18 protein-coding genes are annotated in these 16133 nt (G+C 50.9%); 10 read left to right on the forward strand and 8 right to left on the reverse strand.

Annotation, left to right across the window (positions count from 1 at the left end; genetic code table 11):
- Positions 1-14: 14 nt before the first annotated feature.
- The 4 genes from DUE52_RS16520 to DUE52_RS16535 are packed head-to-tail and all read left to right on the forward strand — an operon-like array spanning position 15 to position 3023.
- Entirely contained in the window at positions 15-620 is a 606-nt protein-coding gene (locus tag DUE52_RS16520; RefSeq protein ID WP_114407265.1) for a sugar transferase, read from the forward strand.
- A 1-nt stretch (position 621) separates the two neighbouring features.
- Positions 622-1227 (forward strand): acetyltransferase, encoded by a 606-nt coding sequence (locus tag DUE52_RS16525; RefSeq protein WP_114407139.1) that lies wholly within the window; start codon positions 622-624, stop codon positions 1225-1227.
- Positions 1224-2381 carry a DegT/DnrJ/EryC1/StrS family aminotransferase gene (locus DUE52_RS16530; protein WP_114407140.1) on the forward strand — a complete coding sequence of 386 codons (1158 nt, stop codon included), beginning with the start codon at positions 1224-1226 and terminating at the stop codon, positions 2379-2381. The genes DUE52_RS16525 and DUE52_RS16530 overlap by 4 nt, the downstream gene beginning before the upstream one ends.
- Positions 2382-2393: 12 nt before the next feature.
- Positions 2394-3023 carry a response regulator gene (locus tag DUE52_RS16535; RefSeq protein ID WP_114407141.1) on the forward strand — a complete coding sequence of 210 codons (630 nt, stop codon included), beginning with the start codon at positions 2394-2396 and terminating at the stop codon, positions 3021-3023.
- 86 nt (positions 3024-3109) lie between these two features.
- Here the strand turns inward: DUE52_RS16535 and DUE52_RS16540 are convergent, their stop codons facing one another.
- On the reverse strand, positions 3110-3640 hold the full coding sequence (locus DUE52_RS16540; RefSeq protein ID WP_114407142.1) for a thioredoxin family protein: 531 nt from the start codon (positions 3638-3640) through the stop codon (positions 3110-3112).
- 223 nt (positions 3641-3863) lie between these two features.
- On the opposite strand from DUE52_RS16540, the gene yihA reads away from it, so the two are divergent.
- A complete protein-coding gene (yihA, locus tag DUE52_RS16545) occupies positions 3864-4487 on the forward strand; it encodes a ribosome biogenesis GTP-binding protein YihA/YsxC (RefSeq protein WP_114407143.1) in 624 nt (207 codons plus the stop codon).
- A 78-nt stretch (positions 4488-4565) separates the two neighbouring features.
- Positions 4566-5063 (forward strand): DUF5606 family protein, encoded by a 498-nt coding sequence (locus DUE52_RS16550; RefSeq protein WP_114407144.1) that lies wholly within the window; start codon positions 4566-4568, stop codon positions 5061-5063.
- 147 nt (positions 5064-5210) lie between these two features.
- Here DUE52_RS16550 and DUE52_RS16555 read toward each other — a convergent pair whose 3' ends face one another.
- A complete protein-coding gene (locus DUE52_RS16555) occupies positions 5211-6356 on the reverse strand; it encodes a TIGR03364 family FAD-dependent oxidoreductase (protein WP_114407145.1) in 1146 nt (381 codons plus the stop codon).
- A 19-nt stretch (positions 6357-6375) separates the two neighbouring features.
- Positions 6376-7131, reverse strand: coding sequence for an HAD family hydrolase (locus tag DUE52_RS16560; protein ID WP_114407266.1), 756 nt, complete (start codon positions 7129-7131; stop codon positions 6376-6378).
- Positions 7132-7314: 183 nt separating this feature from the next.
- Between DUE52_RS16560 and DUE52_RS16565 the strand changes: the two genes are divergently transcribed.
- Together DUE52_RS16565 and eutC are read left to right on the forward strand one after the other, a co-directional pair.
- The gene (locus tag DUE52_RS16565) at positions 7315-8694 is read left to right on the forward strand and encodes an ethanolamine ammonia-lyase subunit EutB (protein ID WP_114407146.1); all 1380 of its coding nucleotides are present in this window, start codon (positions 7315-7317) and stop codon (positions 8692-8694) included.
- Positions 8691-9509, forward strand: coding sequence for an ethanolamine ammonia-lyase subunit EutC (gene eutC, locus DUE52_RS16570; RefSeq protein WP_114407147.1), 819 nt, complete (start codon positions 8691-8693; stop codon positions 9507-9509). The genes DUE52_RS16565 and eutC overlap by 4 nt, the downstream gene beginning before the upstream one ends.
- Here eutC and DUE52_RS16575 read toward each other — a convergent pair.
- From DUE52_RS16575 to DUE52_RS32120, 3 genes are all read right to left on the reverse strand, one after another.
- Complete coding sequence (locus tag DUE52_RS16575) at positions 9506-10123, reverse strand: DUF4230 domain-containing protein (protein WP_114407148.1); 618 nt, start codon at positions 10121-10123, stop codon at positions 9506-9508. The two genes, eutC and DUE52_RS16575, sit on opposite strands and share 4 nt — an antisense overlap.
- 192 nt (positions 10124-10315) lie before the next feature.
- A complete protein-coding gene (gene hemA / locus DUE52_RS16580) occupies positions 10316-11623 on the reverse strand; it encodes a glutamyl-tRNA reductase (RefSeq protein ID WP_114407149.1) in 1308 nt (435 codons plus the stop codon).
- Between the two features lie 84 nt (positions 11624-11707).
- On the reverse strand, positions 11708-11902 hold the full coding sequence (locus DUE52_RS32120) for a hypothetical protein (protein WP_133299859.1): 195 nt from the start codon (positions 11900-11902) through the stop codon (positions 11708-11710).
- Between the two features lie 45 nt (positions 11903-11947).
- Between DUE52_RS32120 and DUE52_RS16585 the strand changes: the two genes are divergently transcribed.
- Positions 11948-13186, forward strand: coding sequence for a sensor histidine kinase (locus DUE52_RS16585; RefSeq protein WP_114407150.1), 1239 nt, complete (start codon positions 11948-11950; stop codon positions 13184-13186).
- 33 nt (positions 13187-13219) lie between these two features.
- Here the strand turns inward: DUE52_RS16585 and DUE52_RS16590 are convergent, their stop codons facing one another.
- Positions 13220-13744: a hypothetical protein gene (locus DUE52_RS16590; protein WP_114407151.1), complete on the reverse strand. Its 525-nt coding sequence runs from the start codon at positions 13742-13744 to the stop codon at positions 13220-13222.
- 51 nt (positions 13745-13795) lie between these two features.
- On the opposite strand from DUE52_RS16590, the gene DUE52_RS16595 reads away from it, so the two are divergent.
- Entirely contained in the window at positions 13796-14908 is a 1113-nt protein-coding gene (locus DUE52_RS16595) for a LuxE/PaaK family acyltransferase (protein ID WP_114407152.1), read from the forward strand.
- A 6-nt stretch (positions 14909-14914) separates the two neighbouring features.
- Here DUE52_RS16595 and DUE52_RS16600 read toward each other — a convergent pair whose 3' ends face one another.
- Positions 14915-16066 carry a sigma-54-dependent transcriptional regulator gene (locus DUE52_RS16600; protein ID WP_114407153.1) on the reverse strand — a complete coding sequence of 384 codons (1152 nt, stop codon included), beginning with the start codon at positions 16064-16066 and terminating at the stop codon, positions 14915-14917.
- Positions 16067-16133: the final 67 nt, after the last annotated feature.

Raw genomic sequence — 16133 nt, forward strand, 5'->3', positions numbered from 1 at the left:
ACAACTTATTAAAAATGTATCTGAAAGCCGGAAAACGTCTTATTGATATCAGCGTATCAACGATTGCCCTGCTGGCCCTGCTCCCTGCGCTGTGTTTGCTGTTACCTGCGCTGGCACTTGCCAATGGCGGTAATCCATTTTTTATCCAGGCCCGGCCTGGTCGAAATGAAAAGATTTTTTGGTTGGTTAAACTCAAAACGATGAACGACCGGTGTGCTCCGGATGGTCACTTGTTGCCCGATGTCGACCGCCTGACGCCGATTGGCCGATTGGTTCGTAAAACATCCCTGGATGAATTGCCACAGCTCTGGAATGTTCTGAAGGGTGAAATGAGCCTGATTGGCCCCCGCCCGTTGCTGGTCGAATACCTGCCTCTGTATACCGATCGTCAGCGCAGGCGACACAGCGTTCGACCCGGTATAACGGGTTGGGCGCAGGTGAATGGCCGAAACACCTTATCATGGGAAAAAAAATTTGAATACGATATATGGTATGTAACCAATCGATCGCTAGGGCTGGACTGTAAAATCATGGCAATGACTATTCAGAAAGTGCTAAAGTCTGACGGTATTTCGTCGGCATCTTCAGTTACAATGGAAAAATTTAAAGGAACAAGTTAGCATGTTGTTATATGGAGCAAGTGGCCATGCCAAGGTAATTATCAGTTGTTTGCAGGGAAATCAAACAGATGTTGAAGCCATTTTTGACGATGATGTGCGAAAAAAAGAACTGTTGAATGTTCCAGTCATCGGCCCTTACCGGGCGGATTATGAGACAAATAATCAATTGATAATAGCCATTGGTGATAACGCCATTCGGTGTAGGCTTGCCCAACGAATTAGTCATGCGTATGGAGTTTCCGTCCATCCATCGGCACAAATTGATCCGGGGGTAAAACTGGGAGAAGGTTGTGTTGTGTTGCATGGATCTATCCTACAGGTGGATACCCTAATAGGGAATCATGTCATTATCAATACCGGTGCATCCGTCGATCATGATTGTATGGTGGGTAATTTTGTTCATATCGCTCCGGGCGCAGTTTTATGCGGTGGCATACGGGTAGATGTCGGTGCATTGATCGGGGCTGGCGCAGTGATCTGTCCCAATCTGGCCATTGGTAAATGGGCCGTCGTCGGAGCAGGTTCTGTTGTTACCCGCCCGGTTCCTGATTATGCAGTTGTTGTTGGCAATCCTGCCCGTATTATTAAAAATAACAAACTTTTATGATCCCAGAAATCTATCTTTCATCCCCCCACCTCGGTGACCTCGAACTCCAATATGTTCAGGAAGCTTTTGCTGCGAACTGGGTCGCACCAGTTGGCCCACACATCGATGCGTTCGAGCGGGAGCTGTGCATCGAAACCGGAGCGGCCCATGCTGCCGCGTTGTCGTCCGGAACATCAGCTTTGCATTTGTCGCTGGTATTGTTGGGGGTTAGTCCGGGCGATGAAGTGATCTGCCAGTCGTTTACCTTTGCGGCCAGTGCGAATCCGATTGTCTATCAGGGAGCCACCCCCGTGTTCATTGACAGTGAAGCCGATACCTGGAACATGTGCCCGGATGCGCTCGAAATGGCACTGAAAGACCGCCTGGCGCGCGGAAAACGCCCCAAAGCAGTCATCGTGGTTAACCTCTACGGTATGCCGGCCAAACTCGATGCGCTGCTCAAAATATGCCATCAATATGAAGTACCGTTGGTTGAAGATGCGGCTGAGTCATTTGGTTCAACATACAATGATAAGCCCTGCGGGAGCTTTGGAAAGTTAGCTGTTTTGTCATTTAACGGGAATAAAATTATCACGACGTCGGGAGGTGGAGCGCTGCTGTCGGAGGATGAGGCTCTGATTAAAAGGGCACGGTTTCTGGCTACGCAAGCGCGTGATCCGGCTCCTTATTACCAGCATTCGTCCATTGGTTACAACTACCGTATCAGCAACGTCTGTGCCGGAATCGGGCGGGGGCAATTGAGGATTCTAGCTGACCGGGTAGCGCAGCGACGCGCCAACTACGCGTACTATTTCGAGCATTTAATCAAGCTGCCGGGCTTTGCTTTCCAGCCCGAACCCGACCCCTGTTTTTCAAACCGCTGGTTAACCTGCATCACGGTTGATCCGGATTTGTCAGGGGGGATAACCTGTGAGGCTATTCGACTGGCATTGGCCGAAAAGCGGATTGAAGCGCGGCCTTTGTGGAAACCAATGCACCAGCAGCCCGTTTTTGCCGGGTTGCCCTATTACGGATCCGGTGTATCTAATCGACTCTTTAAGACTGGTTTATGTTTGCCGTCCGGTTCTAATTTGACCCGTGAACAAATCACTAAGGTGGTATCATGCGTAGAAGAAACCGTGGAGGTAGCTTATCTGGCAGATGGTAAGAACTAGATCAGAAAAACCATGTACAAGATCCTGCTTGTAGACGATCATTCCATTGTGCGTTCGGGCATTCGTCTCCTTTTGAAGGAGCAATACGGTGCAATGGAGGTTGATGAGGCCAAAAACGGTAGTGTGGCTTTTGGGAAAATTATGGACAATACCTACCACCTGATGGTGACGGACATCAACATGCCCAATACCGATACGTTCAGCCTGCTCCAGAACATCCGAAGTACGGCGCCGGATTTGCCGATCATGATTTTCACCATCATGACCGAATATGCTTTTGCCAAACGCTATCTGCAACTGGGAGTCAAAGGATACGTCAGCAAACAGGCCGAAGACCCGGAAATTCTGACAGCCGTTCACCGCATTTTGTTTGGAAAACTTTATGTCTGTTCCGAACTGATGGATCAGATGGTGGAGGATAGCCACTTTAACCAGGAATTGGACCCGTTTGGGCGGTTATCGAACCGGGAACTGGAAATCGCCTATCATCTGGTGAAGGGGAAATCCGTCAGCTACATCGCCGATACGCTCAACATTCACACGTCGACTGTTGGCACGCACAAAGCCCGGATTTTTGACAAGCTGAAAGTAGATAATGTGGTCGTCATGAAAGATTTGGCCATGCATTATCGACTGATTTAAAGCGGTTTGGGTCAACCTGGCCGGTAAAACAAAAGCCGCAAACGAAATCCGTTGCGGCTTTTTTGGGCTTCAACAAGTTCGTGCGGTTAAAGCGCGTTTCCGCCTTTCACGCCCTTGCCAATCGCCAATAATTCCTCCGGCGAAATATACCCCAGCACTTTCTTGACAACTTTGCCGTCACCGTCGATGAAAAACAGTGTGGGATAACCATCCAGCGGGTATTGCAACGCTAAATCCGGGCCTTCACCTTTTTCCATATCGACTTTTACATTGATAAATTCCTTGTTGAAAAAGTCGCCGACGGTTGGCTGGGTAAAGACATTTTTTTGCAGCATTTTGCAGGGACCACACCAACTGGTGTAGGCATCCAGAAAAACCAGTTTATTTTCGGCTTTTGCCTTGGCCAGGTGGGTTTTCCAGGCGGCATCCGTAAATTGAATGCCCGGTTCTGCACTGGCCGTAGCCTCCGATTGGGGTGCTTGGGCTTCACTCGCTGCCGGAGCCGCGCTTTCACTAACGGCCGTTTTTTCTCCTTCCGATTTTGTGCTGGTGGTGTTGCAGGCATTCAAAACCAGGGCCAGGGCAACGAGTACAGATAGCAAACTTGTATTTTTCATAATTCGGTATGCGGTTCGTTCAGATGAAAGAATAACGACGAATAGATTCTAATTGGTTTCCCGGTTCCCGGAAATGATCCCATTCGTAGTACAATTTTAAGCAAAAATATCGATTTATAAGTCGTTGTGATCGATGCAATATGGGGATAGAATAGTACTCTTCTCAATTCTTTACGAACTTTGCGGCTGGAAGACGGTTTTTTAAATTGTTCTCTGAACCACTATGGAAGTAAAACAAGCTGAGTTTATAATTAGTAACTCCGACCCGACCCGCTGCCCGAAGCCCGATAAACCGGAATACGCGTTCATCGGTCGCTCGAACGTCGGAAAGTCGTCGCTCATCAACATGCTGACCACCCGGCACAAGCTGGCTAAAACCTCGCAGACACCCGGGAAAACGCAATTAATCAACCATTTTCTGATCAATACGGACTGGTATCTGGTCGATTTACCGGGCTACGGTTTTGCGAAAGCACCGCAGCGGGAGCGGGAAAAGTGGGAGAAAATGATCGACGCGTACCTGACCGAACGCCCGAATCTGATCTGTACGTTTGTGCTGGTCGATGGCCGGATCGACCCACAGCGGATCGATCTGGAGTTTATGGCGAAAATGGGCGAGCGCGGACTGCCTTTTGTAATAATTTTTACGAAAAACGAAAAAAGCAGTACGAACGCCATTTCACAGATGGTGAAAAAATACAGTCAGACGCTGAAGCAAACCTGGGACGAATTGCCACCGATGTTTGTGTCATCAGCCGTGAATAGCCGGGGTAAAGAGGAAATCCTGGACTATATCGACCAACTGAATAAGGAATTTTATGAGGAGATGAAAGCGAAGCGCGATTAGCCCTATCTTTGCCCCTCAGTTTTTAGGAAAATTGGCAATAACCAAATCAAATCGACCGTTACCCATTAAACAAGCAGCATGGAAGCGCTGAAAGAAATTGCAAATATTGCCGGCAAAAGCGGCTTATACCGAATCATGAAACCCAGCCGGACTGGCGTGATTGTGGAGTCGCTCGACGAAAAGAAAGAAAAAACCATGATCGGGCCGACGGCGCGCGTATCGGTGCTGAAAGACATCTCGATTTATACCGACGACGAGGAACAATCGAAGCCCCTGGCGGATGTGTTTCTGGCCATCTACGAAAAATACGAAGACACCTTGCCGATTACGCCAAAGTCAGCGTCGAATGCTGAACTGGCCGAATTCATTGGCGAAGTGGTGCCGGAATACGACCGCGACCGGGTGCATATGTCGGACGTCAAGAAAATGATCGGCTGGTATACCATTCTGCGGAAAAACCTGCCGGAAGCCTTTGAGAAAAAAGCAGAAGAAGCGACGGAAGTTGAAGCAACCGCCGAAGCAACTTCGGGCGAAACGCCCTCCGCAACCACCGAAACGGAAGAGCAAAAAGCATAACGAATTTCCATTTTCAGTAATTGAAAAAGCAGGAACGGGCCTTTGGCTTTCCTGCTTTTTTTGTTTTTGAGAATAAAGAGGAAAGACAAGAGAGGAAAGAGATTCGCATGTAAACGGTCTTTCCTCTCTTGTCTAATTTCTTTATTCTCACAGAAACAACCGCCTGATCGTTTCTTCTGAAAAACCGGCGCTGGAGGTCATGCCTTTGCCGCCAATCCCGGTGATGATGTGAACGTTTTCCAGATCGGCTTCGAAAATTTCCTGGGTAGTCTGGGCGTAAAAACCGGCCCAGGTCCGTTGAATCCGATCCACCGGGAAGTTGACAATGCGGCTGGCTTCTTCGATAATTAATTGATTGACATAGTCTTTGGTATCGAACCCCAGGTCGTCGGTCTGGAGCGCCGTTGCATATTCGTGCGAATCACCGATGATGATGGAACCGTCGAGGGCCTGTTTGAACAAGACGTGAATGCCCCATTTTTTTAGCTCGTCCAGGTGTTCCGGCGTCTTGAGACTGGCGTAGGACGGACAATCAGCAAACGACTCGTACCGCCGGATGGTCAGACCCGTCAGAATGTTTCCGGGGAGGGAAATTTCCGGCATCGGAACCGTCTGCATCATCTGAAGTTTGCTTACCACCAGACCACTTTCGGCAAACAGGTCGGGGTATAACAACCGAAATTCGCTGCCATTGCAGATCAAAACCTTCTGAGCCTGAAACCGTTCGCCATTCGCCAGTTGGACCGTTGCCCCGCTGGCCGTCGATTCGCAGCCAACCACGGCGGCATTGTTCCGATATGTTACGTTGGCATATTTCGTCGTGACGTAATCGATGAGCTTATAGATCATCAGATCTGGCTCGACGCTAATTTCTTCCGGGAAAACCACGGAACCTTTTACATACTCGGGTCGCAAAACCGGGTATTTGGCCAGCGTCTGGGCTTGCGACCACAATTCGCAGGGATAACCGTCGGCCCGGCGCTGGTCGTACAATTCGTTGGCCAGTTGCCATTCGTCGGCATCCGACGCCACGTAAACCGAGCCGTTTTTCCGGACCGAGATGTCGTGTTCCTGCTGAATTTCGTGGTAGAGTTCCAGACTGCGACGCCCGTATTGATACCAGCGCCCACTCAAACCCGAAGGGACGACCTGCCCGAAATTCCGAACGGTTGCACTAACGGGGCGGTTGTCTTTTTCAAGAACCAGAACCCGCTTGCCGGCGCGGGCAGCATGGAGCGCATGAAACGTCCCCAGAATACCGGAGCCGATGATGATGAAATCGAAAGAAGCCAAGAGAAAAAGGGATTACGAATTACAAACTAAGGCCGTTGGCCCGTTTCTGAAAGGACGTGGCTGAAAGCAGGGTCGGCAAATCACCGAGCGATCCCAGCAACTGATCGTGAGGGTAGGCTTCGAGCTGGGCACGGGTGTGGGTGCCGTTGACAACCCCCAGATTGAGGGCAACCCCGGCGGCTCTTCCCGATTGCAGATCCGAAGGCGTATCGCCAACGTTGACGACCGACTTTGGGTCAGAAACGCCCAATAACCGCATCGCTTTCTGAATCATCAGCGGTTGCGGACGACCGTGTTCCACCTCATCGCTGGCAATCGACGCCTGAATGACGGTTTGACTGTTGCCCACATACTGCTCGTCCAGGCCCGTGAGCCAGCCTAATTTTTCCAGAATAATATCAGTCACCTTGCGGTAAAAACCGGTGGTCAGCGCAATCTTAATCCCGTTTTTTCGCAGGAAATCAAAGGTTTCGAGACAGCCTTCCGTTGGCACAACGGGTTGGGTTCGGTAGTGATTTTCCAGGATTTCGGTAAAAAGCTGGTAGGAATGATCCACTTTGGCCGTCAGTGCCGAAGGCGAAGGCTGGCCCAACTGCTCTTTCCAGAGGGTTTCAAAAACAAACCGCTTGGAAAGGCCCTGCATGGCCAGAATGCGTTCGTCGCTGACGATCAGATCGGTTTGGGAAGCCGCCTGAGCAAAACAGTGCTCCACCTCGTGCTGGTCCCGAACCGTCGTGCCAGCCATATCAAATACCACCAATTGAAATGCTTTCATTTTCAAAAACGGATAAAATACCAATCGCCAAACATACAAAAGACCCGCCTATAAACGGTTATCGGTGTATTAAATTCCTGGATTTCTTGGCCTTATCCGGGCTTGTTAGTAGATTCCATTTTGGATTCCCCGGAATTTCGTATACCCGGTTTTCGTACAACTCTTTTCGGAATTGTTACCACTATGGCCTACCGCTGTACCGTTCGGAACTTTACCTATCACTTCGACGACCTGAAAATGTTGCTCGCCAAAGCCACCCCGCTGCGATCGGGCGACCAACTGGCGGGTGTGGCGGCCCAAACCGCCGAGGAGCGGGTGGCGGCCCAGATGGCCCTGGCCGATCTGCCGCTGACGATGTTCCTGAACGAAGCCGTGATTCCGTACGAAACCGATGAAATTACCCGGCTCATTCTGGATACGCACGATGCCGATGCGTTTGCGCCGATCAAAAGCCTGACGGTGGGCGAGCTGCGGAATTACCTGCTGTCCGACGAGGTCGACACCCAAACCCTGACCAACCTGCAACCGGGCCTGACGCCGGAAATGGTGGCGGCTGTGAGTAAGCTGATGCGCAATCAGGATTTGATTACGGTTTCGGCGAAGTGTGAAGTCATTACCCGGTTTCGCGACACCATCGGATTGAAAGGACGGTTTTCGACCCGGCTGCAACCGAACCACCCGACCGACGACTTCCGGGGCGTTGCGGCCAGTATCGTAGACGGTTTGTTCTACGGCAGCGGAGACGCCGTGATTGGCATCAATCCGGCTACGGACCACGTTCGGACGGTGGTTCGGCTGGTCGATATGATGGACCAGATCCGGCAGCGGTTTGAAATCCCGACGCAGACGTGCGTGCTGAGCCACATTACCACCACGCTTCAGGCCATCGAACAGGGCGCGCCGGTCGATCTGATGTTCCAGTCCATCGGCGGAACGGAAGCTGTTAACAGTTCCTTCGGGATCAATACCGCCCTGCTTCGGGAAGGTTTTGACGCCACCCGCGCCCTGAAACGCGGCACCGTGGGTCAGAATGTCATGTATTTTGAAACAGGGCAGGGGAGTGCGCTGTCGGCCAATGCCCATCATGGCGTCGATCAGCAAACCTGTGAGGTCCGGGCGTATGCCGTGGCCCGACTTTTTGAACCTTTGCTGGTCAATACCGTAGTTGGTTTTATCGGGCCGGAGTATTTATACAATGGCAAACAAATTATTCGGGCTGGTCTGGAAGACCATTGCTGCGGAAAACTGCTGGGGCTGCCGATGGGCGTAGACATTTGTTATACGAACCACGCCGAGGCCGATCAGGACGATATGGACACTTTGCTAACCCTGCTCGGAACCGCGGGCGTTAACTTTATCATGGGCATTCCGGGTGCCGATGATGTGATGCTGCATTACCAGAGTACGTCGTTTCACGATGCGCTGTATCTGCGGGATTTGTGCCGTCTGCGCCCCGCGCCGGAATTTGAAGCCTGGCTTTTGCGCATGGAATTGATGAACGCCGACGGAAAGTTGATGCCGGTTAAAAATACCCACCGTTTACTCCAAGCTGCCGGTTTATGAGCCATCTGCCCGACCAACCCGATCCGTGGGCGTTTCTGCAAAGCCACACCTCCGCCCGCATCGCCCGCGGCCGCACGGGCCACAGCCTGCCCACGCGCGCCCTGCTCGATTTTCAACTCGACCACGCCCGCGCCCGGGATGCGGTTTATTCAGAACTGGAGCGGGACACACTATTGACACAACTGCAAGTCATTCAACAGCCGGTTTTGCAGCTTCATAGCCGGGCGGCTGACCGGCAACAGTATCTTCAACGCCCGGATTTGGGTCGGAAACTGGATGAGGTGAGTCTTTCCCACCTAGATCTACACCTACACCTGTCAGGTCTTGAAGACCTGACAGGTGTAGGTGTAGATCTAGGTGGGAAAAGCGTGCATGGTTTCGATCTCAGTATTGTAATCGTAGATGGCTTATCCGCCACGGCGATCAATCGGCACGCAGGAACCGTCGTTTCGCGATTAGCGGAAGAAATTCGGGCGTTCGGCTGGTCACTGGCGCCTTTGTGTCTGGTGGAACAGGGGCGGGTGGCGATTGGCGACGAAATTGCCCACGCGCTCAAAGCCGAAACCGTTGTGGTGCTGATTGGCGAACGACCCGGCCTGACATCACCCGACAGCATGGGAGCTTACCTGACGTTCCGGCCACAACCCGGTTTGACCGACGAATCGCGCAATTGCATCTCCAACATCCGGCCCGAAGGCTTTCCGTACGAAGCCGCCGTACAAAAGTTGCTTTATCTGCTTACCGAAATGAAAACCCGGCGGTTGTCGGGGGTGTTGTTGAAAGACGAATTTGATGACAATCTATTGACGCCCTAACGGAGGGGCTGCAATGTGGCTTTCATGCGGGTCGTCAGAAACACTTTTTTGCCCGAAATCCGCTCCAGCATCGGCTTGAGAATTTTGTCGGCGTTCTGCCGGGTTTGTTCCAGAATTCCGCTGTTCAGTGCCGACTGCCGGATTTGGGTTTCGGCCCGCTGGTAGGCTTCGTTGACCAACTGGGTTTCTTCAAAAAACGCGTATTCCGTATTGAAAACCCGCGAGCGGTTGTGGTTGATCTTGTAGGAACAGATTTCCGGGTCGGGCAAATGAACGATCAAACTATCGCCCTGAGCGGTAATATCGTCGGCGGTTATTTTGGTCAGATCCAGGCAGCCGATTGCTTCGCCTTCCACAATCAGCACGGCTTTCGGGTTGGGCAACCACTCCCGGACAAACTGGTGCTCGACAATGTCTTTGAAGCGGTATTGAACCAGTTCGAGTTTTCCTAATTCGGTCACTTCCTGCAAAACCACCGTCTGGACGGTAGCTTCTTTCTTCGTCAACCCGCTGAAAGCCGACCAGCCCCGCAATTGCTCCCACATCACGATCAGACCAACAACCAGCAGAACGATGAGAAACAGGCGGAGAATCGTATTGATAAAGCGGGACATAGCAACAGGGTTTACGGTTTATGGTATTCGGTTTACGGTAACTGACGCGTTTTGGTGTATGCGTCAGTCCCGGCGAGGAACCGCACCGATCCGGCGTAAATTGTAAACCGAATACCGTAAACGAATATTGCCTAAACGAAAAATCCCAAACCAATTGCTTCGTTTGGGATCTTAAGGAACGCTCATCATAGGTTAGTGAAAATTCTGGGATGCATCGGCGGGTTGTTTTTCCAGATCGAACAAATCCGTTAACACATCGATCAAGGTATCGGCTTCGCCCCGTTTGCAGGCGGCTTTGAGTTGCAATACCGGTGATTTCATGATTTTTTGCATGATGCTGCGCGTAATCTTATCCACTTTTTCGGATTCCTCGGCAGTCATGTTTTTCAAATGGCGGGCAATTTCTTCTTTCCGAATCTGCTCCAGCGCATTTTTGAATTTGTTGATCGTGGGTGACACCACCATTTCTCGCGACCAGTCGTTGAAATCGGCAATCGACTGATCGATGATGGCTTCAACCTGCGGAATCGACGCCATCCGGCGGCTCAGGGCTTCGTCGGCCCGGTTGCGGATGTGGTCGATGTTATACAAAAGTACACCCGGAATCTGCTCGATGTTGGTATCGATGCTCCGGGGAACTGATAAATCAATGAAGTATTTGAACGTCAGCGAGTTTAAGCCGGCCAGCAAGTCGGTGGTAATGAGCGGTTTTTCAACCAGAACCGACGCAATGATCACGTCCGCTTTGGCAATTTCCTCCGTCAGATCGGCCATATCGGCCACCCGGAACGCGTGTTTCTCCGCCAGGGCATCGGCTTTGGAACGGGTGCGGTTGCAGAGTGTAATGCGGTTTAATTTGCGGGCGGCCAGGTTTTCGCAGATGTCCGCGCCAATTTCACCCAGACCAACTACCAACACCGAGGGCGTCGCCGGGCCGTGCCCTGCCGGGCAGCCGGTGGTTCCTACCAACTCTTCAATCAATTCAACGGCGGCATACGAAACCGAAGCGGCTCCGTCGCGGAAACTGGTTTCCTGGGCCACCCGTTTGTTGGTAAAGAAGATGGTGTGCATCAGCCGGTGCAGGAAAGGACCCGCCATATCGAGGTCGGCCGACCACTGATAGGCTTGCTTGACCTGATTCGGAATCTGCATGTCGCCCACGACCTGCGAGTGTAAACCGGTGCAAACTTCGAACAGATGCCGAACGGATTCGACCTGCGTATCAAAAAAATGAAAATAGGGAAGGTAATCTTCCGTCGAGGTTATTCCTTTTTCGGTGAGTAGCAACCGGGCAATTTCCCGGTTCAGATTTTGCGGGGAAGTGTAATAAACCTCCGTGCGGTTGCAGGTAGAAATAACCAGCGATTCCGAGGCTCCAAAAAACTCCCGAAGCTTGATCAGAAATTGCTTGGACTCGTCTTCATTTAATGCAATTAGCTCCCGGACAGCCAGGGGGGCGGTTTTATGTGAAAGGCTAATTGATTGAAAGAAATCGTGCATTGCTACTTTTCAAAATATGCTCAAAATTACGATACAATTCTCTTACAGAAAACACTGTTGGTACAGATTCAGTTTACTAGTTACTTATTTAGAACCTCTATAAACTATTGCAAAGTTCTCTTCTTTATATCCTATTTGCAATATTATTCCGGTGAGACGGGCAATAAGGACATTGAATTGCTGAAAATGAGCGTTATGACGTAAGTCTGTTGCGAAGTTACCACCTGAAGCGGTTGTAATTTGATGATGAGAATCAGCCCATAAAATGATAATTTTCACCCGATACGCCGAGAACCGGCCTTAGGTTGCTTCAAACCGAAATCTATGTTGAAGTCATTGGACATTTATGGTCAGCGAAACACGCTGAAGATTGTCGTTGCCCTGAATCTGCTTTTAGTCGGTACGGCTTCCCTGCTCTACACCAACCGATTGGTGGAGCGCCTGGAAGAGCGGGAAGAGAATTACGTCAAGTTGTATGCCAAAGCGCTGGTTCAGGTCTATGATGAGAATTCGAATGAAGACATCACGTTCATTACGGATGAAATTATTTTTATTAACTCAAAAAATCAGGTCCCGACTATCTACGTAGATGAGAACGATAAAATAATCGTTCACAATTTCACTTTCCCGCCGGGCACACCAGACGAAGAAATCGACCTGGAATTGGAAGAAAATTTGGCGGAAATGAAAGAAGAGCATCAACCCATTGTGGTTGAAACCGGTAACAAAAAGCGCGGCTACATTTACTACCACAATTCCTCGTTACTGACCCAACTCCGATTTTTTCCGTACGTCCAACTGGCGGTCATGATCACCCTCGGTTTTCTGGCGTATCTGGCGTTCAGTTCGGCCCGGAGGGCGGAGCAGAACCGGGTTTGGGTGGGGCTCGCGAAAGAAACCGCCCACCAGTTGGGAACCCCACTGTCGTCGCTGATGGCCTGGGTCGAATACTTTCGCACCGATCCGGCGATGGATCAGTCGATTGCCGACGAAATCGAGAAAGATGTCAACCGGCTGGAGACGATTGCGACCCGGTTTTCCAGCATTGGCTCCATTCCGACGCTGAAGCGGGAGGATCTGTACGAAACCGTCCACCAATTTATCACCTACCTCGAAAAGCGGATTTCAACGAAGGTCAAAATGCACGTTGAAAACTATCTGGTCGATGGCCGGGAGGTGAAAATCAACAAGTTGCTGTTTGAATGGGTCATTGAAAACATCTGTAAGAATGCCGTCGATGCGATGGGAGGGATCGGTAGTCTGACGATCCGGTTGTTACCGCTGCCCCGCAACGAAATCGCCATCGACATCACCGATACGGGAAAAGGAATCAGTAAAGCGAATATGCAAAAAGTGTTTAATCCCGGTTACAGTACCAAAAAACGGGGGTGGGGCCTGGGCCTGACGCTGGCGAAACGGATTATTGAAGAATACCACAACGGACGGCTGTATGTCAAAAGCTCCGAAGTGGGCAAGGGAACCACCTTCCGGATTTTGCTGCGGGAAACCGTGGTGGGCGAAGAACCGGCTCTGGAAAGCCACAAAACGATTCGCAGTGCGTAAAACCGGTTGTTACGCACTGCGAATCGTATATTTTTAGTTCAGGGGAACGGAAATGGTATCGGTTTCCACGACGTTACTAACGCGCAACTGGCGGTCCCGAATGCGGATGGCAAATTTGACCGGCGTCATGCGGGTATTGCGCGAACGCAGAAAGCTTTGGGAGAAATCCAGTTTGCCTTCCAGCGGACTGTTCTTGTTGTCGGGTTTCAAACGCGGAAAAAACAGTTTGTTGAGAACCGGCAGATCGACGTACTCGAACTTGCCATTCACAAACCGGTAGGTTTTCAATTCATAATTTCCCCAATCCAGATAATTCAGAGAATCTTTGGTTCGCTCATCCACCGACAGTCCCAGATCGCCGTCACCGTCCTGAAACTGAACCGTAATCACCAATGAATCTTTGGGAATCTGTGAAAAATCGTCGAAGGCCGGATACGATGTAACCGACGGTGCGCTTATTTGGGGCGTATTATCAAAATCAGGTGGTTCCAGACAGCCAATCAAAAGGGCTGAAAATCCTAAAAAAAACAGGCCTTGTCGAATAAATCGCGTAGACATCGTGTTAATAAGCTAATCGTTACCAGTTTGTCTTTACCAGGCTTACCCGCCATGAATAAGCCCCTTTCTACTCTTACTTTGTCGCCTTCAAGCATTCGTCACGAACTCCGAAACCGCATCATCCGGCTTGCTGCAACCGACCGTTCCGGGTTCGATTCGCTCGCACTGGCGGTCTTTCGCTACCAGGCTGTTTTCAATCCCATTTACAGTTTGTATCTGAAGCACCTGAAAGTTCAGCCTGAAAAGATACGAACCATCGCTGAAATTCCGTTTCTCCCCATCGGTTTTTTCAAACAGCACCCGATTCTGACGCGCTCGTCTGACGAAGCAAAACCGTGTCTGGAAGACTTGTTGACCTTTGAAAGCAGCGGTACGACGGGGGTGGTAACCAGCCGCCATTTTGTTTCTGATCCGGCGTTGTATGATACCGTCAGCCAGCAAATCTTTGAAAACCGCTACGGGCCACTCAATCGCTTCCACATTCTGGCCCTGTTACCGTCTTATCTTGAACGAAATAACTCGTCGTTAGTGTATATGGTTCAACGGTTTATTCAGAAATCGGACTCGGCATTTTCGGGATTTTTTCTGCACAATACCGCCGAGTTGACCACGACATTGCAGGAACTGGCCGCTCAGCCGGAGCCTGATCGTAAAATTCTGCTCATTGGCGTTACGTTTGCGTTGCTCGACTGGGCCGAGTCCGACACGGATTTTTCGTTTCTGAAGTCCCTGCCCCAGTTGGTGGTGATGGAAACCGGTGGTATGAAAGGCCGGCGGCAGGAGTTGCTCCGCGAAGAAGTCCACGATCTGCTGACGGCCCGGCTGGGCATATCGGCGGTTCATTCGGAATACGGCATGACCGAATTACTGTCGCAGGCCTATTCGACCGGGGACGGGATTTTCGAAATGTCGTCTACCCTCCGCGTTCTGCTTCGGGATGTGAACGACCCGTTTGCCATTCAGTCTTTACCAGACAACCAATCGGCCTCCGCAACGCGCCTGACGGGAGGAATCAATGTGGTCGACCTGGCTAATCTGGATTCCTGTAGTTTTATTGAAACCCAGGATTTGGGGCAGTATGAAAAGGATAGGCCTGATGCCTTTCGGGTCATCGGGCGGTTCGATAATTCGGATATTCGGGGCTGTAATCTGATGGTGATTTGATCCGCTTCAGGCGTACATTTCGACATCATTCCGGCTGATTTCGTCACCACACAGAATGACCAGCCGTTCAACCACATTGCGTAATTCCCGGACATTGCCGGTCCAGGCCAGAGACTGGAGATAGACCATAGCATCCGGTGTGATTTCTTTGGTTTGTGCGCCGTATTCTTCCGCGATGTCGTGCAGAAATTTGTCGGCCAGCAGCGGAATGTCTTCCCGTCGGTCGGCCAGCGGAGGAACGTGGATGCGGATGACGCTCAGCCGGTGGAAAAGGTCTTCGCGGAACATTCCTTCCTGAATCTCTTTGCGAAGGTCTTTATTGGTGGCCGCAATCACCCGAACATTGATTTTGATTTCTTTATCCCCACCCACACGGGTGATTTTACTTTCCTGCAAAGCCCGCAGTACTTTGGCCTGGGCGGAAAGACTCATATCACCGATTTCGTCCAGAAACAGGGTGCCACCGTCGGCCTGCTCAAATTTGCCGGTACGCCGGGCCGAGGCACCGGTGAAGGCCCCCTTTTCGTGGCCAAACAATTCACTTTCAATGAGTTCACTCGGGATTGCTGCGCAGTTGACTTCGATCAGCGGCATGGCCGAACGGCTTCCTTTCTCGTGGATTTGCTTGGCAACCATTTCTTTCCCGGAGCCGTTGGCTCCCGTGATCAGAACCCGGGCTTCGGTGGGAGCAACGCGGTCGATCGTGTCTTTAACCCGGCGAATCGGGTCGGAATCGCCCACGATCTCGTTGAGTTTATAGATCCGCCGTTTCAGGGTTTTGGTTTCCATCACCAGTTTGGCTTTTTCAATGGCATTGCGAACCGTGACCAACAGACGATTCAAATCGGGCGGTTTGATGATGAAGTCAAAAGCGCCCCGTTTCGTGGCTTCGACGGCGTTTTCAACGTTGCCGTAGGCCGAAATCATGATAAACTGGGTTCCTTTGCCAACGTCGGCGGCTTTCAGCAACAACTCAAGACCATCCATTTTGGGCATCTTGATGTCGCAAAGCGCTACATCGTAGCTATTTTGTTTAATCAGATCCAGTCCCTCCTCACCGTCTTTGGCCTCGTCAACTTCATAGCCTTCATATTCCAGAATGTCACGGAGCGCATCCCGGATGCTTTTTTCATCATCAATGATGATTAATCTCGCCATAAATCAATGTTACTTAATAAAATAACCTGGTAACTTGTCCGAAAACTAACTTTTTCGCAACTGAATT

Origin of the sequence: Larkinella punicea (genome assembly GCF_003334855.1) — a bacterium.
GTDB classification, from domain to species: domain Bacteria; phylum Bacteroidota; class Bacteroidia; order Cytophagales; family Spirosomataceae; genus Larkinella; species Larkinella punicea.